Origin of the sequence: Collinsella aerofaciens, assembly GCF_040910325.1 — a bacterium.
GTDB classification, from domain to species: Bacteria; Actinomycetota; Coriobacteriia; order Coriobacteriales; family Coriobacteriaceae; genus Collinsella; species Collinsella aerofaciens_BL.
Window position 1 is genome coordinate 53,950 of sequence record NZ_JBDGAV010000011.1, and the last position, 24,628, is coordinate 78,577.

Sequence of the window (24,628 nt, forward strand, 5' to 3'; positions counted from 1 at the left end):
TTCCTTAACTTTCGTGCATGAGTGCAAAAGACATATCGGCGCGGCAGCAAACCTCACCGTTGACGCTCGCAGTACCCGTCGCAAAGCGGAACGGCCCGCGCGCACGCGTGATGGAGCACACCAGATCAACCGTGTCGCCCGGGCGCACCGGACGCTTAAAGCGCACCTTGTCCAGACTCGTGTAGAACGGCGTCGCGCCGCGCGCCTCCTCATCGCCCATCAGCAGCACGCAGCAGTTCTGGGCGAGCATCTCGCACTGGATCACGCCGGGGACGACCGGGTTTCCCGGAAAATGCCCCTGCAAAAAGTACTCGTCGCCCGTAATCGTGATCTTGCCGTGGGCCTCGTCGCCCACTAGCTCGGCTTCGTCGAGCAAAAGCATCGGCTCACGATGCGGCAACAGCTTCTTGAGCTCTTCTTTGTTCATGGATATCACCTATCCGATCCTCATGAGGCAGCTGCCAAACTCCACGAGGTCGCCGTCGGCCACGCAGATCTCGAGCACCTCGCCGTCTGCCTCGGCCGTCACCTCGTTGAGAACCTTCATGGCCTCGATGATGCAGAGGGTCTCACCGGCCTTGACCTTGGAGCCTACGTGCACAAACGGCTCGTCGCCCGGCGCCGGGGCAGCATAGAAAACGCCGACCATGGGAGCGGTCACCTCGGTGCCCTTGGGCTCCGGTGCGGCGACAGGCGCCTGCGCGGCGGGCTCCGGTGCGGCAGCAGGCATGGCGACAGGAGCCACCGCCGGAGCAGTCACGGCACCCGGCATAGGCATGGGCACGGCAACTGGCTGTGCGGCGCTCGCGCGCTCGAGCTCGACCGCGGTGCCATCGGGCTCCTCAACGCGCACGCGCGTGAGGCCGCGGTCCTCCATAACATCGGCTATCTCGGCAAGTCTTTTGGAATCCATGCTCTAGCTCCTTGCATATCTACGCAGCGCGATGGCGGCATTGTGCCCGCCAAAGCCCAGGTTGGTCGAAAGCGCCCAGGTAAGGTCGGCGCGAACCGCGCGATTGGGCGTGTAGTCAAGATCGCAGGCGGGATCGGGTGTGTGGTAGTTAATGGTCGGCGGCACCACGCCCTGCTCGAGCGCCATGGCACAGGCCATGACCTCGATGGCACCCGTGGCACCGATCATATGGCCGGTCATCGACTTGGTCGACGAGACGTGCGCGGCTCGTGCCGCGTCCTCGCCGAGCGCACGCTTAATGCCCGCCGTCTCGGACGAATCGTTGAGCTTGGTCGAGGTGCCGTGAGCGTTGATGTAGAGGCCCTCGGAAGGCTTGACGTCGCCCTCGGCAACCGCCAGCGATATCGCGCGGGCAATGCCGGCAGCCTCGGGATCGGGGCTCGTAATGTGATAGGCATCATCGGTGTTGCCGTAGCCCACGACCTCGGCATAAATGTGCGCACCGCGCGCCTGCGCATGCTCCATGCTCTCGAGAACCAGCACGCAGGCGCCCTCGCCCATCACAAAGCCGTCGCGGTCTGCATCGAACGGGCGGCAAGCCGTCGACGGGTCAGGATTAGTGGTGAGAGCACGACAGGATGTAAAGCCCGCAACGGCATCGGGGATGATTGCGGCCTCGGCACCGCCGGCGAGAATCGCATCGGCATAGCCATGCTTGATGGCGCGGAACGCCTCGCCCACGGCATGGGCCGAGGTCGCGCACGCGGTCACCACGGGCAGGGTCGGGCCTTTTGCCTTGTGGCGGATCGCGATATTGCCCGAAGCCATATTGGGGATCATCATCGCGATCATATAGGGCGATGCGCGGCGGGGCCCACGGTCGGCAATCGTGTGGACGTTGTCGACGAGTGTCTGCATGCCGCCCACGCCCGAACCCACATAGACGCCCAGGCGCTCGCGATCGACGGCGCCTTCGACATCAAAGCCCGCATCGTGCATGGCCTCGTCCGACGCCGCCAGTGCAAACTGAACGCAGGGGTCCAGGTGCTTGGCATCGTGCTTACCAAAGTAGTCGTTGCCGTCAAAGCCCTTGACCTCGGCCGCCACCTTAACGGCAAACGCATCGGTATCGAAGTGCGTGATCGGGCCGATACCGCACGTGCCGGCACACATGGCCGCCCAGGTGGCAAGCGCCGTGTTTCCGAGCGGCGATACGGCGCCGATGCCGGTGATTGCAACTCTCTGTTCCATCATGGTCTCCTCATTCAAGCCGTTCTTTGGCCCTGGTTTCTACATCGCCATTCCGCCGTCGACGCGCACAACCTCACCCGTAATGTAGGCAGCCGCATCACTCGCCAAAAAGCGCACCACGCCGGCCACTTCCTCGGGGCGCGCCATGCGCTTAAGGGGAATCTGCTCCTCGGTTGCCGCGCGAACCTTCTCCGAAAGCTTTGCCGTCATATCGGTCTCGACAAACCCGGGGGCGACCGCGTTCACTCGTACGCCGCGGGGCGCAAGCTCGCGCGCTACCGCCTTGGTCAGGCCGATAACGCCCGCCTTGGAGGCGGCGTAGTTGGCCTGTCCGGCATTGCCCATCAGGCCCACAACCGAGCTCATGTTGATGACGCAACCGCCGCGCTGACGCATAAAGGTCTTGGTGAGCGCGCGCGTCGTATTGAACGTGCCCTTGAGATTGACATCGAGCACGCGGTCGAAGGCATCGTCACCCATACGCATGAGCAGGCCGTCGCGCGTGATGCCGGCGTTGTTGACGAGCGCCCAAATGGAGCCAAAGTCGTTGAGGACCGTCTCCATGCATGCGTTGACGGCAGCGGGGTCGGCCACATCGCATTGATACGCGCGAGCTGTGGCACCAGCGGCCTCGCAGGCTTCGCACGTCTCGCGCGCCGCATCGCCGCCACCGGCATAGACGACGGCGATATCAAAGCCGTCCTCCGCCAGACCGACAGCGCAGGCGCGGCCGATACCCCGCGAGCCGCCCGTGACCAGTGCCACGCGACGTGAGTCGTTGCGCTCGAGCGCGCCGTTGTTCAAGTTGCCCATGTCATTCCTTTCGGGTTACAGCCCTGTGGACTATGCGAGCTCGTCGGCAATAGCTGCGACCTGCTCGGCCGTTTCGCACGAATACACGCGAACGTCGCTCAGCGTACGCTTGACCAGGCCCGACAGCGTTTTGCCGGGGCCGACCTCAATAAACGTATCGATGCCTTGATCCTGCAGAGCATGCAGCGTGTCGACCCAGCGCACGGCATGACTCACCTGGTTGGCCAGCACCTCCGATGCCGCCTGCGGGTCCGCCGGATAAGGTGCCGCCGTCATATTTGCCATAACAGGAATGAGCAACGGGGACGGCGCGTGACCGGCCTCGATATATGCAGCAAGGCCACAGGTCGCCTCGGCCATATAGGGGCTATGGAATGCACCCGACACCGCGACCTTCATGGCACGACCGCCAGCCTCTTTTACCAGGACGTCGAGGGTCTGCAACGCATCGGGCGCTCCGGCCACAACCGTCTGCTGGGAACTGTTGTAGTTGACCGGCCAGCAGTCCTCGCCGGCCTGTTTTGCCAGGCCCTCAACTTGCGCTGCATCGAGCTTGATGACGGCGCGCATGCCGCCCGGATGGCGCTCGGCAGCCGCGGCCATCAGCGCCGCGCGCTCGCACAGGAGCTCAAAGCCCGCTCGCGTATCGAACGCCCCCGCAAAGGTGAGTGCAGCGACCTCGCCCAGCGAGAATCCCGCACAAGCGGCAGGCACCACGCCGCGCTCGCGCAGGGCGACGGCAACAGCCAAGTCGTGCACGAACACGCAAGGCTGCGTGTTCTCGGTCTGCGAGAGCTCCTCTTTCGAGGCGCTCCGGCACTGCTCACTGGTTCCCGGACGCACCTCATCGGCAATGGCGAACACCTCGGCAGCCGCCGGTGATGCCTCGATGAGATCGACGCCCATCGCGGGATGCTGGGCACCCTGACCGGCAAACAGAAACGCTACGCTACCCATGCGGACGCACCCTTCAGGACATGCTCGGCGCCATCGACCAGATCGTCGACGATTTCGCGTGCGCTCTGGCGTTCGTTGACCATACCGGCAATCTGTCCGCACAAATACGAACCCTCTTCGTAATTACCGTCCTTTGCGGCTTTACGAAGCGCTCCCGTGCCCATGGCCCCGAGCTCCTCGGGGCTTGCGCCCGCCGCCTCGTTCTTGGCATACGCGTTGGTGAAGGGACTCTTGAGGGCGCGAACCGGATGTCCCGTCGAGCGACCGGTCGCACGCGTCGACGTGTCGCCTGCCTTGAGCACCAGCTCTTTGTACTGTTCGGATACGGTGCACTCGTTTGCGACCAGAAAGCGTGTTCCCACCTGGACGCCGGCAGCGCCGAGCATAAAGGCGGCCGCCACACCGCGGCCATCGGCGATGCCGCCAGCCGCAACCACGGGAATATCGACCGCATCGACAACCTGCGGGACAAGTGCCATCGTCGAGGTCTCGCCAATATGGCCGCCTGATTCGGTGCCCTCGGCAACCACGGCAGTGGCTCCGCGACGCGCCACGAGACGCGCCAGCGCCACCGAAGCCACGACGGGAATAACCTTGATGCCTGCATCGTTCCAGGCCTTCATGTACTTGGTGGGATTGCCGGCGCCGGTCACCACAACGGGCACCTGCTCATCAATCACCACTTGTGCGACCTCGTCGACAAACGGGCTCATGAGCATAACGTTGACGCCAAAGGGCTTATCCGTCTTGGCGCGCAGCTCGTGAATCTGATCGCGCAGCCAGTTTGCGTCGGCATTCATGGCCGCGATAATGCCTAAGCCGCCCGCCTCGGACACGGCAGATGCCAGCGAGGCATCGGCAATCCAGGCCATGCCACCCTGGAACACGGGTTTTTCGATGCCGAGCAGATCGCAGAGAGGAGACTTGAGCATCACTACTTCTCCAATGCCGCCTCGACCGTATCGACGAACTCGCCGACCGTCTTGGGGTTCTCCTCGGTATCGAGCTGGATGCCAAACTCGTCCTCGACGGCGACGAGGATCTCGACGGTGCCCAGACTGTCGAGGCCAATCTCCTCGAGCGTGGACTCGGGCTTCATCTCGACGTCGTCAAGGCCAGCGGTCTCGCGGATAACGTCGCAAACGCGCTCGAAGGTCTTCTGATCTGCCATGGTAGTTCTCCTTTGTTTGTGCCCTAGGGGCGTTTTTATTTCCTATGTGCGACTACTTCCAGCGAAGTAGATAGCCACCTATATCCAGGCCGGCGCCAAATCCAACGAGGGCGATAGTGTCGCCTGTGTGAAGTGCACCGGCGTTTGCCAGCCGGTCGAGGGCAAGCGGAATGCATGCGCTCGAAATGTTGCCGGTCTCGCGCAGCGTTCGAACCACGCGCTCGTCTGGCACGCCGAGGCGCTTGACCGCCTGACTCAGGATTCGTTCGTTAGCCTGATGGAATACAAAATGATCGATGTCTTCGACCGAAATGCCCGCATCGCTCGCAAGCATATGGACCGTGTCGCAGATGGCGTTGACGCCGAACTTGAACACGCGGCGGCCATTCATGGACAGCACACTCTCGCTTTCTGCGGAGGCCTTAAACGGCGAGGTGCCGACCAGACCGGGGACGCGCAGTGTTTCGACGTCAGGCGACGTCGAAAGCTCAACAGCAAGGGGATTCTCTCCCCCAGCCTCTATGACCGCAGCACCCGCGCCATCGCCAAAGAGCACGCACGTGGCACGGTCGGTCCAATCGAGCGCGCGCGTCATCTGCTCGGCGGCAACGACCAGCACGTGCCTGGCGCGACCGCGGGCGATATAGCCCTCGGCGACATCGAGCGCAAAAACGAAGCCGGCACAAGCCGCCGAAACGTCGAAGGCAGGACATGTGGCACCCAGGCGCTCAGCAACGGCACACGCCTCAGCGGGAACAAGGTGGTCACCCGTCGTCGTCGAGCAGACGATCAGATCCAGCTGGCTCGCGTCGATTCCGGATACCTGGAGTGCCCGCTCGCTCGCCGCTACGGCAAGGTCGTCGAGTGACTCAGTGGTGCAGACGTGGCGGCTCTTGATACCGGTGCGGGTAAAAATCCACTCATCCGAGGTATCGAGGAACTCGGACAGCTCGTCATTGGAAACGCTGCGCGCAGGAAGCGCCGAGCCTGTTCCAAGAATCGTGAAACCCATCACTAACCTCCTTTGAGTTGTTGACGTGTTTACATCGACCAAGAGAGGATAGCGCATTTCAGTCTTTGTTGACGTGTTAACATTAAATTGTCCAAATGCGACAAAGGCTTCACATTGTGTCTATCTCTCGACACCATTGCGTCATTCACTTATTCAATAAGGAGGTAGCAGCCGCTATGGATGCCCAATTAACGATTGTCGACGTAACCGGATCGACCAACGATGACCTGCTCGAGGCAGGAAAACAGGGTGCGCCGCACGGCACAGGACTTGCCGCCCGCGCGCAAACGGCAGGACGCGGCCGGCGCGGCCACAAGTGGGATTCAACCGCCGGCAACCTATTGCTTTCGATTGTCCTGCGTCCATGCGTTAATCCCGCAAAGTACTCTGGTCTTGCCGCCGTCAGCGGCCTAGCGGTGCTCGAAGCACTCGAAAAGCAGGGTCTTGCAAACGAGATTGGCCTCAAATGGCCCAACGACCTGGTCGCGCGAGGACGCAAACTCGGCGGCATTCTGGTCGAGGCCGCACGCGATAACGAAGGCAAACCTTTCGCCGTCTGCGGCATTGGTGTCAACGTAAACTACACGCCCCAAGAGGTGCCCGATGGCGGCCTGGCGGCAATTGGCCTCTCGGACCTCAACGAGAGCGTTCCCGCCGTCGACATGCTCCTCGATGAGGTCTATCACGCAGTTATAGACGCTGTAGATGCCTGGGCAGAGCGCCTCAACGCCAAGGACGAAGACGCCGGTCCGCTCGCGCCCGTCCACGGCGAATATGTCGCTCACCTCAATTGGATCGGGGAGCACGTTATCGCCCGCTCCCCCGCTGGAGACGAGCTGGCACGAGGCATATTTAGAACGGTCGACGATTGCGGCCGCGCATGCATTGAGACCGAGAGCGGCTTGTGCGTCTTCCACTTCGAAGAAGCATCCTTGCGCCCCCTGAGCGAATAGGGCGCCGCAGCCGTCGGCTCGGCAGACGAATTCGCTATCCCAAAATCTAAACTCAAAACAAAAGGGCCCCGCTACCGTAACGGCAGCGGGGCCCTTTAAGCTATGAGCGATATCGCTTAGAGCTTGATGTCGATGTCGACGCCAGCGGGGAGGTCGAGACGCATGAGCGAATCAACGGTGCCCGAGGTGGGGTCGAGGATGTCGATGAGGCGCTTGTGGGTGCGCATCTCGAACTGCTCACGGGAGTCCTTGTTCACGTGCGGCGAGCGGATAACCGTGTACAGGTTGCGCTCGGTGGGCAGGGGGACAGGACCGGAAACGCGAGCGCCGGTCTTCTGAGCGGTCTCGACGATGAGCTTCGCGGACTGATCGACGACCTCGTGATCATAGCCCTTGAGGCGAATGCGGATCTTCTGGGTAGCCAACTTAAACCTCCAAAGAGTGCGAGAGATGTTCTCGCAGGATTACGTAACAGGGAGCTCGAACTTAGGCGTTCTTGCTCATGACCTCGTCCACGATGGACTTGGGCGCAGGCTCATAAGAGTCGAACTGCATCGTGTAGGATGCACGGCCCTGGGTCTGGGAGCGAAGGTCGGTAGCGTAACCGAACATCTCGCCCAGCGGCACCTTGGCACGGATGAGCTTACTGTTCTTGCGATCCTCCATGCCCTCGATCTTGCCGCGGCGACCGGAGAGGTTGCCCATAACGTCGCCCATGTACTGCTCGGGGGTCTCGACCTCGACAGCCATGATCGGCTCGAGCAGCTGCGGATCGGACTTCTTGAGGGCGTCCTTGATAGCCATGGAACCGGCGATCTTGAAGGCGGCCTCGGAGGAGTCGACCTCGTGGTAAGAACCGTCGAACAGGGTGACCTTGACGTCGAGGACCGGGAAGCCGGCGATAACACCGGTGTTCAGGGCCTCCTGGATGCCCTTGTCGATGGACGGGATGTACTCCTTGGGCACGACGCCGCCGACGATAGCGTTGACGAACTCGTAGCCGAAGCCCTCCTCCATCTTCTCGAGCTTGATGACGGCGTGGCCGTACTGACCGCGACCGCCGGACTGACGGACGAACTTGCCCTCAGCCTTCTCGACGTCGTGACCAGCGGTCTCGCGGTAGGCAACCTGGGGCTTACCAACGTTAGCGTCAACCTTGAACTCACGGAGCAGACGGTCGACGATGATCTCGAGGTGCAGCTCGCCCATGCCGGCGATGATGGTCTGGCCGGTCTCGTGGTTGGTGGACACCTGGAAGGTCGGGTCCTCCTCGGCGAGCTTGGTCAGAGCAAGGGACATCTTGTCCTGCTCGGCCTTGGTCTTGGGCTCGATGGCAACGTCGATAACGGGCTTAGCGAACTCGATCTTCTCGAGGACGATCTCCTTGCCCTCGGCGCACAGGGTGTCACCGGTGGTGGAGTTCTTGAAGCCGACGCAAGCAACGATGTCGCCGGCGGCAGCGTCGTCACGGTCGATACGCTCGGCGGCGTTCATCTCGAGGATGCGGCCGAGGCGCTCGCGCTGACCGTTGGAAGCGTTGACCACGTAGGAGCCGGACTCGGCACGGCCGGAGTAAACGCGGACATAGGTGAGCTTACCGACGAACGGGTCGGTCATGATCTTGAAGACCAGGCCGGAGAAGGGCTCGTCGAAGGAAGGATGACGCTGGATCTCCTCGCCGGTGTCCGGATCGGTACCGGTGACAGCCTCAACGTCGAGCGGGCTGGGCAGGTAGTCGACGACAGCGTCGAGCAGCTCCTGAACGCCCTTGTTCTTGTAGGCGGAGCCCACGAAGACGAGGTTGAGCTCGTTGGCCAGAACGCCCTTACGCAGAGCCGCCTTGAGCTCCTCGACGGTGAAGTCCTCCTCCATGAGGATCTTCTCCATGAGCTCGTCGTCAAAGCTGGCAGCAGCGTCGAGGAGCTCCTCGCGCTTGGTGGCAGCGATGTCGGCGAACTCAGCCGGGATCTCGTCCATCGGCTCGGGGTAGGTCATACCCTTCTCGTCGGCCTTGAAGTCCCATGCAGTCATGGTGACCAGGTCGATGACGCCCCAGAAGTTGTCCTCGGCGCCCATCGGGACCTGAGCGGCCACGGCGTTAGCGTCGAGACGATCCTTCATGGTCTCGATAGCGTTGAAGAAGTCAGCGCCCACGCGGTCATACTTATTGATGAAGGCGATGCGGGGGACGTTGAAGGTGGAAGCCTGACGCCAAACGGTCTCAGACTGGGGCTGAACGCCGGCAACGGCGTCGAAGACGGCGACAGCGCCATCGAGGACGCGCAGGCAGCGCTCCACCTCGGCGGTGAAGTCAACGTGGCCCGGGGTGTCGATGATCTGGATGCGGTAGTCCTTACCGTCCTTGTTCCAGAAGCAGGTGGTAGCAGCGGAGGTAATGGTTACGCCGCGCTCCTGCTCCTGAACCATCCAGTCCATGGTGGCAGCGCCCTCATGGACCTCACCGATCTTGTGGGTCTTGCCGGTGTAGTAAAGAATACGCTCGGTCGTGGTGGTCTTACCGGCATCGATGTGAGCCATGATGCCGATGTTACGGGTATCGGAAAGCTTGTACTTAGGCTTAGCCATGTTAGTTCCTTACCTTAACTTACCAACGATAGTGAGAGAACGCGCGGTTGGCCTCGGCCATCTTGAAGACGTCCTCACGCTTCTTGACGGAAGCGCCCAGGCCGTTGGAAGCGTCGAGGATCTCGTTGGCGAGACGCTCGGCCATGGTCTTCTCCTTGCGAGCGCGGGAGAAGTTGACGATCCAGCGGATGCCCAGAGCGGTGGAACGACGGGAGTTGACCTCCATCGGGACCTGATAGGTAGCGCCACCGACACGCTTGGGCTTAACCTCGAGCGTGGGCTTGACGTTGTCCATAGCCTTCTTGAAGGTAGCGAGAGCGTCGCCACCCTCGGACTTCTCGGCAACGATCTCGAAAGCGGTGTAAACGATGCGCTCAGCGGTGGCCTTCTTGCCGTCAAGAAGGACCTTGTTGATGAGCTGAGTCACCAGGCGGTTGTTGTAAACGGCGTCAGGCTGAACCTCACGACGATTAGCTGCTGCACGACGCGGCATGTGAAATCTCCTTAAGTGTCTACCGTGCGGCGCTTAGGCGGCACACGGCGAAAGTATCAAAACGTTATCTGGCTTATTTGGCCTTGGGGCGCTTAGCACCGTACTTGGAACGGGCCTGCATACGGTTCTGGACCGGAGCAGCGTCGTAGGCGCCACGGATGACGTGATAACGGACACCAGGGAGGTCACGGACACGACCGCCGCGGACGAGCACGATGGAGTGCTCCTGCAGGTTGTGGCCCTCACCCGGGATGTAGGCAGTAACTTCGATGCCGTTGACAAGGCGAACACGGGCAACCTTACGAAGAGCCGAGTTCGGCTTCTTGGGGCTCGTGGTGAAGACACGGGTGCACACGCCGCGCTTCTGGGAGTTGTGCTGCAGAGCAGCGTTCTTGGACTTCTTGGGCACGGAACGACGGCCCTGGCGAACCAGCTGGTTAATAGTAGGCAAAGCGTACTCCTTCTCGAATGATTCCAGCTTTCTGTAAAGTGCAACGGCTTGAATCGAGGGGTCAGCATCCCCCTACGAAACACGCAGTTCGATAGGATACGTGGCGTTAGCTGTGCCGTCAACAGACCACGCCGCCGGGCGTATCCCAAAATGAGTATATTTCCGCAAAGCCTACACAAAAGGAATCCCCTTCTGTGCGCGGGGGCGGCCGCCCGGTCCGGGAATCCGACGTGCTTGTCGGGGCAACGTTCCCTTCCAAATAGGGACAGGTTTATTTTGGTCGGTTTTATCTGGGGAAACGTCGCGCTCCAGCGGTAATCTGCTCTCATCTGTCGCATGGAAATCGGCGGCGTTTCCATTTAACGCAAAAGAGGCCGCTTCCCCTAGTAGGAAGCGACCCCAAATCTTACGAATATACGATGGTAAAGGGCTCTTTCGTTTCGGTCTCCCCTGTTGATGTATACCTCACAATTTCAAGGGTTACCGAGACAACTTGATCGACATCAATCAACTTCGTTGGCACCCAGATGTTCTCTCCGCTATTGCGCCCATAAGAAAAATATAAGTTGAACAGCCCTGCGTCGTCATCTTCGATAATCTGCTCCGATCCATCCTTGTAGCTGACGGTCAGCTTATTATCAACTGCTTCATAGCCCAAATCATCGATGTGCGTCTGGATGGAAAACGGGCTAATCTCAAGAGGCGAGTCACCGGAGCGGAGTTCCTTTGTATCGACGTACGCTCCAATATTGAACTCGGGTGTCGACGCCTCAAACCGCCTCGCACTCTCACCTTCACCCTCGGTCCAATGGATATTCCAGGTGACAGCATGTTGCAAATCTCGCTCGCGATCCATAGCGGCAAAGTACATCGTGCCATTAATGACAGTATCGCTTGATGTGTCCTTATCAATTGTGCTGCGTGTGTCAGGCCATTCCTCGCCGAACTTCATATCGGGCGTGCCGATGCCCTGCTCTTCTTCACCATAGAGAACAAGTTCGCCAATCTCTGCTGCTGGCTTGTAGTAGTTAACTCCATTTGGATTGGACAACGTAAACGTCACGGCTCCGCAGCCGTTTTGGTCGATTGCCATCTCATGGATATCAAGCGTATAGCCGTTGCCCTCGACGGACAGATTAACCTCCTGGACTGCGCCTTCCAGGCTTTGGGGCGCGATGCCATCGCCAAACTCTCTGGTGTAGGTATATTTAGTTCCCGATGAGCCGCCGTTGGTCCAGGTAATGGAATCCCCGTTGCCGTGGTTTCCCCAAGCTGAGGCAAAATAGCTGGAATTGATAACTGCGTAGGCGACCCCTCCGGTCGCCAACACTCCGACAAGACACCCGATTACGGCAACATAGAGAGGCTTCGCGTGGCCCTTTCGATGAAGCGGCTCACCCGCAGCAGTATTAAGGACGCGATCTGCAAGATTGCTATCGGCTTGGATGGACTCGAAGGCCTGCTTGATTTGATTGGATTTCACGGTCGTCCTCCTCTAGGATGAACTTGAGCTTCGACCTGCCGCGAGCCAAACGCGTTCGAACGGTCGCGGCTGGTACATGCAACAACTCGGCAATCTCTGAGGTCGAAAAGCCCAGATAGTAATAGAGCACGATGGGAACGCGGAATCGCTCCGGAAGTCGCATAACGTCTGACAGGACCGCCTTGGTCTCATCCTGCGCCGCCGAAAGCGAATCGGCCAGGTTCTCAATATCCTCCACACGCCTCCATGGCTTTCGAAAGAGCGATTTGCATTCATTGATCGTGACCCGGATAAGCCATCGACGAAGATGTTCCCAACTTTCAAAATGTCCATCGCTTTTAAGCAGCTTAAGAAAGACATCCTGGGCAACATCGTCGGCGTCGGCACGATCGCGCAGGTACGTCAATGCGATTCGAAACACGACATCACGGTGATCCTCGACCGCCTGTCTAAATGCTTGTTCTTCCATAATCACCTCCCGGTGACGTTAATGGTTCTCGATGAGGCCCTCACCATAGATACGCTTTGACCGAACGGAATGTTTCAAATTCAAGCAGGAATAACCTATCAAAATGACTCTGTCCCTTATTGGCAAGGGATCAACGGAACGCAACAGGTTGAGCATACGCAAGCGAGCGGCCCCCAGAGCGTACAAGGTGGCATGAAAAAGGCAGGGCATTGACCTTTTGGTCATGCCCTGCCTTTTGAATGACAGATTGTAGCTCTGGGAGCCGCGCAGCGACGGAGGTCGCCGCCGTTCGTTAGAACGGCGGAACTAATTACTCCTCGTCGTTGTCCTTGGCCTCTTCGGCGTCGTCGGTGTCCACGAGCTGGTTGAGCAGCTCGTCGAGGGAAGCCATGTCCTCGTTGATGGCACCGTTGGCGGGAGCCTTCTTGTCGTCGATCGGGGCGCCCAGGAGCTCCTCGTCGGCGTCGGCGTGATGCGTCGGCGCGGCGGAGGTGCCCAGCAGGATGTCGTCCGGACCGTCGGGGCTAAAGACCATCTGCAGCAGCTGCGAGAGGTCTTCCTCGTCGGCAACGTCGTCGTTGTTCTCGAGGATGTAGAGCAGGTCGTGGGCCTCCAGGCCGTCACGGAGCTCCTCGATCGCCTTGGCACCGATACCATCAATGCGCAGCAGATCCTCCTCGGACTTGCCGACCAGGTCGCCGACCGTCTCGATGCCGACCTCGCTGAACTTGTTGGTCCAGCGCTGCGACACGCCCAGGTCGTCGAACAGGTACAGGCGAGCCTTCTCGGCGGAGATGGTGTGGCCGTTGCGGGTGAACGAACCGTCAGCACCACCGAACTCGTCGTAGCCGGCCCAGTCGAGCTGCTGCGGGAGCTGCTCGTCCAGGTCCTTGAGCTCCACAGGAGCCCACTCGGGCAGCGACTTGGCGTTGGGCGAAGCCGGGCCGTCGATGTCCACGTAGCCGTCGGCCGTGCGATACGTCAGCTTGGCGTTGGCGTACGGCTTGAGGCCGGTACCAGCCGGGATCTTCTTACCGACGATGACGTTGGACTTAAGGTCGAGCAGGTGGTCGACCTTGCCCTCGATGGCAGCCTCGGTAAGGACGCCGGCGGTACGGATGAACGAAGCGCTCGACAGCCAGGAGTCGATGTTGGACGCGACCTTGAGCGTACCCAGGATGACGGGCTCGGCCACGGGAGCCTGACCGCCCAGACGGGCAACGCGCTCGACCTCGTCGGCGAACTCGTAGCGGTCGACGTACTGACCGAGCAGGTACTTGGAGTCGCCGGGGTTGGTGATCTGAACGCGACGCAGCATCTGACGTGCGAGCACCTCGATGTGCTTGTCGTTCAGGTCAACGCCCTGACTGGTGTAGACGTCCTTGACGCTCTCGACGAAGGTGTGCATCGTCGACTCGATGTCGGTCAGCTTGCGCAGGTTGCGGAAGTTGACGAAGCCCTTGGTGATCTGGTCGCCGGCGCGAACCTCGCAGCCGTCCTCGATCTCGGGCATAAAGCGCACCGAAGCGGGGACGCGACGCTCGTCGAGGACACGGGTGTGATCCTCGGAGTCGGTGAGCGTCAGCACGTACTCGGACTTCTCGGGCTTAATCGAGAGGTGACCGGAGTACGGAGCCAGCTCGGCCTCGCGACCCAGAATCTTCTCGTTGACGTTGCCGACGATATCGAACATACGGCTGACCGTAGGCAGACCCTGCGTAATATCGTCGACGCCAGCGACGCCGCCGGAGTGAATGGTACGCATCGTAAGCTGCGTACCGGGCTCGCCGATGGACTGGGCAGCAATAATGCCGACGGCAGTACCGATAGCGACCGGGCGACGGGTGGAAAGATCCCAGCCGTAGCACTTCTGGCACACGCCGTACTTGGAGCGGCAGGTGAGCAGCGCGCGGAGCTTGACCTTCTTAAGGCCAGCATCGACCATCTTCTGGATGTCGGCGACCTTCTCGATGTAGCCGTCCTGCTCAAAGAGCACGGTGCCATCGGGAGCCACGACGTCCTCGATGAAGCAACGGCCGACGAGGTCGGTGTTGAGGTCGGTGGTGCCGGGGATGATGAGGTTGTAGGTGACGCCCTCGTGCGTACCGCAGTCCTCCTCGCGGACAATGACGTCCTGGGCCACGTCGACCAGACGACGGGTCAGGTAACCAGAGTCCGAGGTGTGGGATGCGGTATCGACCAGGCCCTTACGGGCGCCGTAGGTCGAAATGAAGTACTCGAGCGGCAGCAGGCCCTCGCGGAAGTTCGCCTTAATGGGAAGGTCGATCGTCTCGCCGGACATGTCTGCCATCAGGCCACGCATGCCGCCGAGCTGACGCAGCTGGGTCTTAGAACCACGGGCGCCGGAGTCGGCCATCATGTACAGCGGGTTCTCCTCGTCGAACATGTCGAGCATGAGCGCTGCAACCTTGTCGGTACAAGCGGTCCACTCGTTAACGACTTCGATGTGGCGCTCCGTCTCGTTGATGAAGCCCTCCTCGAAGTACTCGTTGATCTGGTCGACGTTGGCCTGGGCGCGATCGAGCAGCTCCTGCTTCTCGGCAGGGATGAGAGCGTCCCACACCGAGATGGTAAGGCCGGCGCGGGTAGCGTAGTGGAAGCCGGAGTACTTGATGGCGTCGAGGATCGGGCCGACCTTGGCCTCGGGGTAACGATCGCAGCAGTCGGCAACCAGCTTGGCCACATCGCCCTTGACCATCTTGTAGTTCATGAACTCATAGTCTTCGGGCAGGCACTGGCGGTTGAAGATGATGCGGCCGATAGAGGTCTCGAAGCGCGCGGTCTTGTTGCCGGTGACGTCGTAGTCGACAAACTCGTTCTTGCCGTTCTTGACGCGGAAGATACGGGTGCCGTCCTCGTTGATGACGTTGGCATCGGCAGCGGACACGCGGACTTGGATCTTGGCCTGCATGTCGACCTCGGAGCGGCAGTCATAGGCGTGCAGCGCGTCGTCGAAGCTCGAGAACACGTGGTTCTCGCCCGGCAGACCCTCGCGAACCTGGGTGAGGTAGTACACACCGATGATCATGTCCTGCGAAGGGATGTTGACCGGCTTGCCGGATGCCGGCGAGCGCAGGTTGTTCGCAGAGAGCATGAGCACGCGGGCCTCGGCCTGAGCCTGGCTGGACAGCGGCACGTGGACAGACATCTGGTCGCCGTCGAAGTCGGCGTTGAAGGGCGAGCAGACCAGCGGATGCAGGTGGATAGCCTTGCCCTCGACCAGCACCGGCTCAAAGGCCTGGATGGACAGACGGTGCAGGGTCGGTGCACGGTTGAGCAGCACGACGCGGCCGTCGATGACCTCTTCGAGGATGTCCCACACAAAGGTGGCACCGCGGTCGATAGCGCGCTTGGCGCCCTTGATGTTCTCGACCTTGCCAAGCTCGACCAGGCGCTTCATGACGAAGGGCTTGAAGAGCTCCAGCGCCATGGTCTTGGGCAGACCGCACTGGTGCAGCAGCAGCTTGGGGTCGGTAACGATTACCGAACGGCCGGAGTAGTCGACACGCTTACCCAGCAGGTTCTGACGGAAACGACCCTGCTTGCCCTTGAGGGCCTCGGCGAGCGACTTGAGCGGGCGACCGCCACGGCCAGAGACCGGGCGACCACGACGGCCGTTGTCGAACAGGGCGTCCACGGACTCCTGGAGCATGCGCTTCTCGTTGTTCACGATGATCGCAGGGGCGTCCAGGTCGAGCAGGCGCTTGAGTCGGTTGTTACGGTTGATCACGCGACGATACAGGTCGTTGAGGTCGGACGCGGCGAAGCGGCCGCCGTCGAGCTGGACCATCGGGCGCAGATCGGGCGGAATGACCGGGATGACGTCCAGGATCATGTTCGCGGGGCTGTTGCCGCCCTTCAGGAAGGCGTCAACGACCTCAAGGCGCTTGACGGCCTTCTCGCGCTTCTGCTTCTGGGAGTCCTCGTCGGCGATGATGGCCTTGAGCTTCTCGGCCTCGGAGGGGAGGTCGATGGCAGCGAGCAGGTCGCGAACGGCCTCGGCACCCATACCACCCTTGAAGTACATGGAGTAGTAACGGGTCATCTCGCGGAACAGCGGCTCATCGGAAATGAGGTCGCGCTCGGTGAGCTTCATGAAGGCGTTGAAGGCGTCCGTACGGAGCTGCTTCTCGTCCTTGCACTCTTCCTCGATGTCGACGATGCCGGAGGCGATCTCCTCGGGGGTCAGCGGCTCCTCGTCGGAGAACTCGTCGAAGTTCTCGGGGTTGCCCTGCTCCTTGAGGGACTCGATCTGGCGGGCGCACTCGGCATCGATCTCTTCCAGATCGGCGGCGAGCTCCTCGCGCAGGTCGTCAGCGTCGGCCTCGCGAGCCTCGTAGTCGACCTCGGTGATGATGTAGCTGGCAAAGTACAGAACCTTCTCGAGGTCCTTGGACTTGATGTCGAGCATACGGCTCATCGGGAAGCTCGTGGGGCTCTTGAAGTACCAGATGTGGGACACGGGAGCGGCGAGCTCGATGTGGCCCATGCGGTCGCGACGCACCTTGGCCGAGGTGACCTCGACGCCGCAGCGCTCGCAGACGATGCCCTTAAAGCGGATGCCCTTGTACTTGCCGCAGGAGCACTCCCAGTCCTTGGCGGGACCGAAGATCTTCTCGCAGAACAGGCCGTCCTTCTCGGGCTTGAGGGTACGGTAATTGATGGTCTCCGGCTTCTTGACCTCACCGTGCGACCAGGAACGGATCTGGTCGGCGGAGGCAAGGGAGATCTTTACCGAGTCAAAATCAGTAGCTTCGAAATCTGCCACAGTCAACTACTCCTTATCAGTGGTCGTGGCGGCGACAGCCTCGGGTGCCTCGGCGGTCTCGGCATCCTGGGCCTCGACGTCGGCGTCAACGCCGGCGAGCGCAGCCAGGTCGTCGAGAGCAGAGGTCTCCTCGGCGGTCACAGGTGCGGAGGCGTCCTCGTCGGCATCGTGCATGGGCTCGATGTCCAGTGCGAGGGAGCGAATCTCCTTGACGAGAACCTTGAAGGACTCGGGGATACCCGGGACAGGAACGTTCTCGCCCTTGACGATGGACTCGTAGGTCTTGACGCGGCCCACGGTATCGTCGGACTTGACGGTCAGGATCTCCTGCAGGACGTTGGAAGCACCGTAAGCGTACAGTGCCCAAACTTCCATCTCGCCGAAGCGCTGGCCGCCGAACTGAGCCTTGCCGCCCAGAGGCTGCTGGGTAACCAGGCTGTAAGGGCCGGTCGAACGGGCGTGGATCTTGTCGTCGACCATGTGGCCGAGCTTGAGGATGTAGGACGTACCCACGGTAATGGGCTCGCGGAACTCCTCGCCGGTGCGGCCGTCGAACAGACGGGTCTTGCCGCGCTCGTCAAGCTGGGTGACGAACTCGGGGCGCATGTGATCGCCAAAGGCAGCGGTGGCCTTGTTGAGCATGTTCTTGTTGGCACGACGGATGACCTCGGCGATCTCGTCCTCCTTGGCGCCGTCGAAGACGGGCGTGGCGGTGAAGAACGGACCGGGGACGTACTTGTCGGAGTCGGCCTGCTCGGTATCCCAACCGCAGGCAGCAGCCCAGCCAAGGTGGCACTCGAGCAGCTGGCCGACGTTCATACGCGAAGGAACGCCCAGCGGGTTGAGGATAACGTCGATCGGGGTACCGTCAGCCATGTAGGGCATGTCCTCGACCGGCAGAACGTTACAAATAACACCCTTGTTGCCGTGGCGGCCGGCGATCTTATCGCCCTGCTGGATCTTACGACGCTGGGCGACGTAGACGCGCACCTGCTCGTTGACGCCGGGGGCCAGGTCGTCGCCGTTCTCGCGGCTAAAGCGGACGACGTCGATGACGCGACCGTAAGCGCCGTGAGGCATCTTAAGGGAGGTGTCGCGGACATCGTGAGCCTTGGCACCGAAGATGGCGCGCAGCAGGCGCTCCTCGGCGGTCAGAGCGCTCTCGCCCTTAGGCGTGACCTTGCCGACCAGGATGTCGCCAGGGCCGACCTCGGCGCCGATGCGGATGATGCCGTCCTCGTCGAGGTTGGCAAGCATGTCCTCGGAGAGGTTCGGGATCTCGCGGGTGATCTCCTCGGGGCCGAGCTTGGTGTCGCGGGCGTCGATCTCGTGACGGGTGATGTTGATGGTCGTCAGCAGGTCCTCGGCCACCAGGCGCTCGGACACGACGATGCCGTCCTCGTAGTTGAAGCCTTCCCACGGCATGTATGCCACGGTGAGGTTCTGACCCAGTGCGAGCTCGCCATGATCGGTCGAAGGACCGTCAGCCAGGGGCTCGCCCTGCTCAACGGTGTCACCGACGCGCACGAGCGGACGGTGGTTGATGCAGGTGGACTGGTTGGAGCGCTGGTACTTGGCCAGGTGATACTCGTCCATGCCGCCGGCATGCTTGACGATGATCTTGGCGGCGTCGGCAAAAATGACCTCGCCGGCGTTCTTGGCCAGGGTGACCTCGCCGGAGTCCAGGGCGGCGCGACGCTCCATGCCGGTACCGACATAGGGAGCGGCAGGGTGAACCAGCGGCACGGCCTGACGCTGCATGTTGGCGCCCATCAGCGTACGCTTGGCGTCGTCGTGCTCGAGGAACGGGATCAGCGTGGCTGCGACGGAGAGCATCTGACGCGGCGAGACGTCCATGTAGTCGACGTCCTCGACGGGCACGTCGGCGGGAGCGCCGAAGGAGCCGTCGAAGTCGCGGGTACGGGCGATCACGGTGTGCGGGCGGACAAGCTTGCCCTCGGCATCGGTCGTGATGAACTCGTTGGTCTTGGGATCGAGCGGCGTGTTAGCCGGCGCGATGACGTGCTTCTCTTCCTCGTCAGCGGTCATCCAGTCGATCTGGTCGGTGGCAACGCCGTTCTCGACGCGACGGAACGGAGCCTCGATGAAGCCGTACTCGTTGACGCGGGCGTAGAGGGCGAGCGAGCCGATCAGGCCGATGTTGGGGCCTTCGGGGGTCTCGATCGGGCACATGCGGCTGTAGTGCGAGTTGTGAACGTCGCGGACGGCCGTCGGCACGTTGGTGCGGCGGCTGGAGCCGGACTTGTGGCCGGCAAGACCGCCAGGGCCGAGTGCGGACAGGCGGCGCTTGTGGGTCAGACCGGTCAGGGGGTTCGCCTGGTCCATGAACTGCGAGAGCTGCGAGGAACCGAAGAACTCCTTGATGGAGGCCACGATCGGGCGGATGTTGATGAGCGACTGCGGGGTGATCTCGTCGATGTCCTGGGAGCTCATGCGCTCACGGACGACGCGCTCCATACGGCTCATGCCGATACGGAACTGGTTGGCGACGAGCTCGCCGACGGTGCGGATGCGGCGGTTGCCAAAGTGGTCGATGTCATCGACCTTGAAGCCCTGCTCGCCGGCAGCGAGGGACAGCAGGTAGCGCAGCGTCGCGACGATATCCTCGTCGGTGAGCACCGTGACCTCTTCCTCGGTGGTGAGGTTGAGCTTCTTGTTGACCTTGTAACGACCGACGCGGGCCAGATCGTAGCGCTGCGGGTTGAAGAGCAGGCCCTCGAGCAGGCTGCGGGAAGCGTCCACGGTGGGAGGCTCGCCCGGGCGCAGACGACGGTAGATCTCGATGAGGGCGTCCTCGCGAGTGAGGGCGGTGTCGCGCTCCAGGGTGCGCTTGATCACATCGGAGTTGCCGAGCAGCTCGATGATGTCATCGTTGGTGACGGCGATGCCAAGGGCGCGCAGGAACATCGTGGCGCTCTGCTTGCGCTTACGGTCGATGGAGACCATGAGCTGGTCGCGCTTGTCGACCTCAAACTCGAGCCAGGCACCGCGGGACGGGATGATCTGGGCCTTGTAGATCTGCTTGCCCGAATCCATCTCGGAGCTGTAGTACACACCCGGGGAACGGACGAGCTGCGAGACGACGATACGCTCGGTACCGTTGATGATGAAGGTGCCCTGATCGGTCATCATGGGGAAGTCGCCCATAAAGACGAGCTGCTCCTTGATCTCGCCGGTCTCCTTGTTGGTGAGACGGACGTCGGTCAGAAGCGGGGCCTGATAGGTCATGTCCTTCTCGCGGCACTCCTCGACGGTGTGCGCGGGGTCGCCGAACTGATGCTCGCCGAAGGTAACCTCGAGAACATGGTTCTGGCTCTGGATGGGGCTGGATTCCTTGAACGCCTCACGAAGGCCCTCGTCCTTAAAACGCTCAAAGGATTCCCTTTGAACAGAGATAAGGTTGGGGAGCTCCATGGCCTCCGGGATTTTCCCGAAGCTGACGCGCTTGCGCTCAGTGGCAGTGTATGCGTAGGTCACCAGGTTTTTCCTCCTTCACGGAAATGCTCGGTGGGTTGGCGAGGCATAGCTTCGCCAGTTATCGCAACCTAATAGTTTATCAGGTAGCGACCGTTGGGCAAGAAAAGCCTTGACGCGATTGAGTTTTTGGAGTAGCAAAGTTTTTCGACAGAAAACACGCAGGTAGATGTATGTGTATCGAACATATGTTCATATATTTTCTGTGAACAGAGAGCCGGAAATCGCAGCTCTTATAAAAAACGGGCGCGAACCGAGGTCCGCGCCCGTAAATGTCGATGTCCGAAGGCTTACTTGCGCATCAATCCGCCACGCTCGTCGATGGCGTCCCAGAAGGCGCCGGCAAAGCGGGGATCGCTTGCAGCCATGAGGGCGTTGGTGGCCATCCAGCCAGAGGGAGTGCCGGTGTCGTAGCCCGACAGCGGGTCGATGACGACGGCATACATGGCCTCGCGGTCGAGCGAACGGGCCATGGCGTCGGTGAGCTGGATCTCGCCGCCCTTGCCGGCCTGCTGATCTGCCAGCAGGTCCATGACCAGCGGGCTCAGCAGATAGCGGCCGACGATGTACAGGTTGGACGGAGCAGCCTCGGGAGCGGGCTTCTCGACCAGACCGCCGATACGCCAGACAGCGCCCGGCTCTGCATCGGCAACGTCCTCGGCGCCCTCGAGCGAACCGACGCGCTCGCCGGCGATAACGCCGTAGCGGCTGACTTCCTCGGGCGAGCAAGCAGCGACGGCGATAACCGAAGCGCCACCGTGCTCCTTGGAAACGGCGAGCATCTTGTCGCAGATGTCGCGGTTAGGCACAACGTAGTCGCCCAGAAGAACCAGGAAGTTCTCCCCTGCCACGGCGTCGGCAGCAGAGCGGATAGCATGGCCGAGGCCCTTGGGCTCGTACTGATAACGGAAGTCGACCGGCATACCGCCAGCGTGGGCGACGGCATCGGCATAGGCGTTCTTGCCGCGCTCGCGCAGCAGGTTCTCGAGCGAGCGATCGGGCTGGAAGTAGTTCAGCAGCTCGGGCTTGCCGGGAGAAGTAACGATGATGGCATCGTCGACCTCCTCGGGGTCGAGCGCCTCCTCAACGACATACTGAATGACGGGCTTGTCGAGCACCGGCAGCATCTCTTTGGGCGTGCACTTAGTGCCAGGCAGAAAACGCGTGCCAAGACCGGCGGCGGGGATGATTGCCTTCATGTTATTCAAAGATCCTTTCGCAGGCGCAAAAGCGCCCCATGCGTGCGGCACACAGCCGCAGACCAAATTGCGATACCTAAGCATCTTACCGCTGGAACTATATGTCGCTACAAGGCAGAGACAATTCTTCAGCAGGTCAACGCAAATTATTGCTCGAATGGTGCAATTTTATTGCCCAACGGCAGGGTGCCCGATACGACGCAAATCACAGAACATGGCAGTTTGAGCTACCGATGTCGAGGGACCGAAAAACAAAAAAGACGGGGCTCGCAATGCGAACCCCGTCTGCAAAGAAATCTGGCGAGAAAGCCTGATTACTTGAGGGTGACAGCAGCGCCAGCAGCCTCGAGCTTCTCCTTGGCAGCCTCGGCGTCCTCCTTCTTGGCACCCTCGAGAACAGCCTTGGGAGCGCCCTCGACGACCTCCTTGGCCTCCTTCAGGCCAAGGTTGGTGAGCTCACGGACGGCCTTGATGACCTGGATCTTGTTGTCGCCGAAGCCCTCGAGCACGACGTCAAACTCGGTCTTCTCCTCGGCCTCAGCAGCGCCAGCAGCGGGAGCGGCGACAACGGCGGCAGGAGCAGCGGCGGAAACGCCGAAGGTGTCCTCGATAGCCTTAACGAGCTCGGAAGCCTCGAGAAGGGTCATTTCCTTAAGAGCATCGATGATCTCATCGGTGGTAAGCTTAGCCATTTCTAAGTCCTTTCGGTTTCCGTGTCTGTGCACGGAGATCAGTTAAAACACGGCGCGAATGCGCCAGGGGTGCGGCGTTGCCGCCGCGGGTGAAAACAGCGACTAGGCTGCCTTCTGCTCGGAGACCTGCTGGATCGAACGAGCGAGACCAGAGGAAACGCCGTTGACGCAGACAGCGATGTCGCGAGCGAAACCGGAGATGAGACCGGCAATCTGGCCGAGAAGCTGGTCCTTGGTGGGCAGCTCGGCGATAGCCTTAACATCATCAGCGGAAACGGCCTTGCCGTCGGAGATACCGCCCTTGATCTCAAGGACGCCCTTGGACTTAGCGGAGAAGTCCTTAAGGGTCTTAGCGGCCTCGACCGGCTCGGTCTCGTAGAACACATAAGCGACGGGGCCGGCGAGGATCTCGTCGAGCTCGGGCTGCTCCTGGTTCTTGAGAGCGATCTTGACCAGGTTGTTCTTGTAGACCTTCATCTCGGCGCCGCACTCGCGAAGCTGATGACGCAGCTCCTGAGCCTGCTTAACCGTCAGACCGTTGTAGTTGACGACGAACAGACCGGCGTTCTCGGCGATACGGGACTCGATCTCTGCAACCTTGTCGATTTTGTACTGCTGGGGCATGAATTACACCTCCTCGAATTCTTTCCGGGCACGGTCCGCCACAAGGACGTGACGGGGGCATGTCCAAAAAGAAAGCCCCCGCGCTGCATGAGCGACGGGGGCGAGAAGACATATCTACTCGACCACCTCGGCTGGCGGGAAGTCCCATTAAGCTCGCGGGTAAGGCCCGTTTGCGCCGGCTGTCTCTGGCAGCGGATTCGTGCGTGAACCGAAAGTATTATGGCGGGGACCCCGGCGTCGGTCAACGGGCGCGAGGATTCGTACACAAACCCTGCATACGCTCCGGTCCGAGGGGCCGGGTTGAGATTTTCGCTCGGTCAAGTCCTGGCTCGCACGAAGAGCACATTAAGTGCTCTTCGGCTCGTGCGGAATCTACGAAAATCTCAACCCGGCCCCTCGGACCGGAGCTGCGGTAACTTTGCTGCGAATCCTCGTGTCCGTTGAGCGACGCGCCCCACTCATAATGCTTGGGTCGGTGGGCTGATGTGTTGCGTCCCGTTGGGCTATAAGGTTGAAATGAAGGTGGACAGGCGGCGGAGGCCTTCGTCCAGATCTTTGTCGGAGACGCAGTAGCTTAGGCGGATGTGGCCTTCGGTTCCGAAGCAGTTTCCGGGAACTAGGGCTACGCTTGCCTCTTTGATGGCTTTGATGCAGAAGTCTTCGCTGGTTAGGCCGAACTTTTTGATGCTCGGGAAAGTGTAGAAGGCTCCTGCGGGCTCTACTGCGTCGAGGCCCATGGCGTCTAAGGCCGCGAGTACGCGTTCGCGATGGGCTCGGTAGACTTCGAGCATGGGGGTTGGGTCGACGGTCAGGGCTCGGGCTGCGGCGTCCATCTCGAAGGAGACGGCGCTCGATACTAAGTATTGGTGAGCCTTGGCGATCTCGGCGATGACGGGTGCCGCTGCTGCGAGCCAGCCCAGGCGCCAGCCGGTCATGGCCCAGGGCTTGGAGAAGCTCTCGATGACTACCGTCTGATCGCGAAGCTCCGGGTGACGCTGGGCAAAGCGCTCGTAGCCATCCACATAAACCAGGCGGTTGTATACGTCGTCGCAGACCACGTAGATGCCCGTCTGCTCCGCCACGTGCGCCACGGCGTCGAGCGAAGCCGCGTTGAGGATACAGCCCGTAGGATTGTTGGGCGAGCAGATGACGATGGCCTTGGTCGCCGGCGTCACGCGGGCGCGAAGCGCTTCCTCGTCAATCTGGAATTGCGCAGGCTCCGTATCCAAAAAGACCGCCTTGGCGTGATTGGCCACGACGATGCTCTCGTACAGGCC

Annotated in this window: 21 protein-coding genes; 1 reads left to right on the forward strand and 20 read right to left on the reverse strand. The window is 61.2% G+C overall.

Annotated features, from left to right (window positions below; genetic code table 11):
• Positions 1-4: 4 nt before the first annotated feature.
• From fabZ to AB5Z25_RS06140, 8 genes are read right to left on the reverse strand one after another with little or no spacing between them, the layout of a single operon-like run.
• A complete protein-coding gene (fabZ, locus tag AB5Z25_RS06105) occupies positions 5-427 on the reverse strand; it encodes a 3-hydroxyacyl-ACP dehydratase FabZ (RefSeq protein WP_099432064.1) in 423 nt (140 codons plus the stop codon).
• A gap of 9 nt (positions 428-436) precedes the next feature.
• The gene (gene accB / locus AB5Z25_RS06110; protein WP_368135049.1) at positions 437-913 is read right to left on the reverse strand and encodes an acetyl-CoA carboxylase biotin carboxyl carrier protein; all 477 of its coding nucleotides are present in this window, start codon (positions 911-913) and stop codon (positions 437-439) included.
• Positions 914-916: 3 nt separating this feature from the next.
• A complete protein-coding gene (gene fabF, locus AB5Z25_RS06115; RefSeq protein WP_368135050.1) occupies positions 917-2,167 on the reverse strand; it encodes a beta-ketoacyl-ACP synthase II in 1,251 nt (416 codons plus the stop codon).
• A 36-nt stretch (positions 2,168-2,203) separates the two neighbouring features.
• Positions 2,204-2,977: a 3-oxoacyl-[acyl-carrier-protein] reductase gene (fabG, locus tag AB5Z25_RS06120; RefSeq protein WP_368135051.1), complete on the reverse strand. Its 774-nt coding sequence runs from the start codon at positions 2,975-2,977 to the stop codon at positions 2,204-2,206.
• Between the two features lie 30 nt (positions 2,978-3,007).
• The gene (locus AB5Z25_RS06125) at positions 3,008-3,934 is read right to left on the reverse strand and encodes an ACP S-malonyltransferase (protein WP_368135052.1); all 927 of its coding nucleotides are present in this window, start codon (positions 3,932-3,934) and stop codon (positions 3,008-3,010) included.
• Entirely contained in the window at positions 3,922-4,866 is a 945-nt protein-coding gene (gene fabK / locus AB5Z25_RS06130; RefSeq protein ID WP_368135053.1) for an enoyl-[acyl-carrier-protein] reductase FabK, read from the reverse strand. Before fabK ends, AB5Z25_RS06125 begins: the two co-directional genes overlap by 13 nt.
• A gap of 2 nt (positions 4,867-4,868) precedes the next feature.
• Positions 4,869-5,105, reverse strand: a complete 237-nt coding sequence (locus AB5Z25_RS06135; protein ID WP_117583074.1) for an acyl carrier protein — start codon at positions 5,103-5,105, stop codon at positions 4,869-4,871.
• Positions 5,106-5,157: 52 nt separating this feature from the next.
• On the reverse strand, positions 5,158-6,117 hold the full coding sequence (locus AB5Z25_RS06140) for a 3-oxoacyl-ACP synthase III family protein (RefSeq protein ID WP_368135054.1): 960 nt from the start codon (positions 6,115-6,117) through the stop codon (positions 5,158-5,160).
• 176 nt (positions 6,118-6,293) lie between these two features.
• Here AB5Z25_RS06140 and AB5Z25_RS06145 point away from each other — a divergent pair, with 176 nt between their 5' ends.
• Positions 6,294-7,070 carry a biotin--[acetyl-CoA-carboxylase] ligase gene (locus AB5Z25_RS06145; RefSeq protein WP_368135055.1) on the forward strand — a complete coding sequence of 259 codons (777 nt, stop codon included), beginning with the start codon at positions 6,294-6,296 and terminating at the stop codon, positions 7,068-7,070.
• 116 nt (positions 7,071-7,186) lie between these two features.
• Here AB5Z25_RS06145 and rpsJ read toward each other — a convergent pair whose 3' ends face one another.
• From rpsJ to AB5Z25_RS06205, 12 genes are all read right to left on the reverse strand, one after another.
• Positions 7,187-7,495, reverse strand: a complete 309-nt coding sequence (rpsJ, locus tag AB5Z25_RS06150) for a 30S ribosomal protein S10 (protein ID WP_022094184.1) — start codon at positions 7,493-7,495, stop codon at positions 7,187-7,189.
• A gap of 61 nt (positions 7,496-7,556) precedes the next feature.
• Positions 7,557-9,656, reverse strand: a complete 2,100-nt coding sequence (fusA, locus tag AB5Z25_RS06155; RefSeq protein WP_022094183.1) for an elongation factor G — start codon at positions 9,654-9,656, stop codon at positions 7,557-7,559.
• Positions 9,657-9,675: 19 nt separating this feature from the next.
• Entirely contained in the window at positions 9,676-10,149 is a 474-nt protein-coding gene (gene rpsG, locus AB5Z25_RS06160; RefSeq protein WP_006235013.1) for a 30S ribosomal protein S7, read from the reverse strand.
• A 73-nt stretch (positions 10,150-10,222) separates the two neighbouring features.
• Positions 10,223-10,600, reverse strand: a complete 378-nt coding sequence (gene rpsL / locus AB5Z25_RS06165) for a 30S ribosomal protein S12 (protein ID WP_006235012.1) — start codon at positions 10,598-10,600, stop codon at positions 10,223-10,225.
• A 406-nt stretch (positions 10,601-11,006) separates the two neighbouring features.
• Positions 11,007-12,083 (reverse strand): DUF4179 domain-containing protein, encoded by a 1,077-nt coding sequence (locus AB5Z25_RS06170; RefSeq protein ID WP_156600537.1) that lies wholly within the window; start codon positions 12,081-12,083, stop codon positions 11,007-11,009.
• Positions 12,034-12,552 carry an RNA polymerase sigma factor gene (locus AB5Z25_RS06175; RefSeq protein ID WP_368135056.1) on the reverse strand — a complete coding sequence of 173 codons (519 nt, stop codon included), beginning with the start codon at positions 12,550-12,552 and terminating at the stop codon, positions 12,034-12,036. Before AB5Z25_RS06175 ends, AB5Z25_RS06170 begins: the two co-directional genes overlap by 50 nt.
• Before the next feature lie 310 nt (positions 12,553-12,862).
• Positions 12,863-17,341 carry a DNA-directed RNA polymerase subunit beta' gene (locus AB5Z25_RS06180; protein WP_195503394.1) on the reverse strand — a complete coding sequence of 1,493 codons (4,479 nt, stop codon included), beginning with the start codon at positions 17,339-17,341 and terminating at the stop codon, positions 12,863-12,865.
• A gap of 6 nt (positions 17,342-17,347) precedes the next feature.
• A complete protein-coding gene (gene rpoB / locus AB5Z25_RS06185; RefSeq protein WP_271738607.1) occupies positions 17,348-20,839 on the reverse strand; it encodes a DNA-directed RNA polymerase subunit beta in 3,492 nt (1,163 codons plus the stop codon).
• A gap of 287 nt (positions 20,840-21,126) precedes the next feature.
• Entirely contained in the window at positions 21,127-22,035 is a 909-nt protein-coding gene (locus tag AB5Z25_RS06190; protein ID WP_195239356.1) for a UTP--glucose-1-phosphate uridylyltransferase, read from the reverse strand.
• A 314-nt stretch (positions 22,036-22,349) separates the two neighbouring features.
• The gene (gene rplL, locus AB5Z25_RS06195; protein ID WP_006235005.1) at positions 22,350-22,727 is read right to left on the reverse strand and encodes a 50S ribosomal protein L7/L12; all 378 of its coding nucleotides are present in this window, start codon (positions 22,725-22,727) and stop codon (positions 22,350-22,352) included.
• 102 nt (positions 22,728-22,829) lie between these two features.
• Positions 22,830-23,351, reverse strand: coding sequence for a 50S ribosomal protein L10 (gene rplJ / locus AB5Z25_RS06200; protein WP_117646079.1), 522 nt, complete (start codon positions 23,349-23,351; stop codon positions 22,830-22,832).
• 503 nt (positions 23,352-23,854) lie between these two features.
• On the reverse strand, positions 23,855-24,628 hold a 774-nt coding region (locus tag AB5Z25_RS06205), incomplete at its 5' end, for a pyridoxal phosphate-dependent aminotransferase (RefSeq protein WP_368135057.1).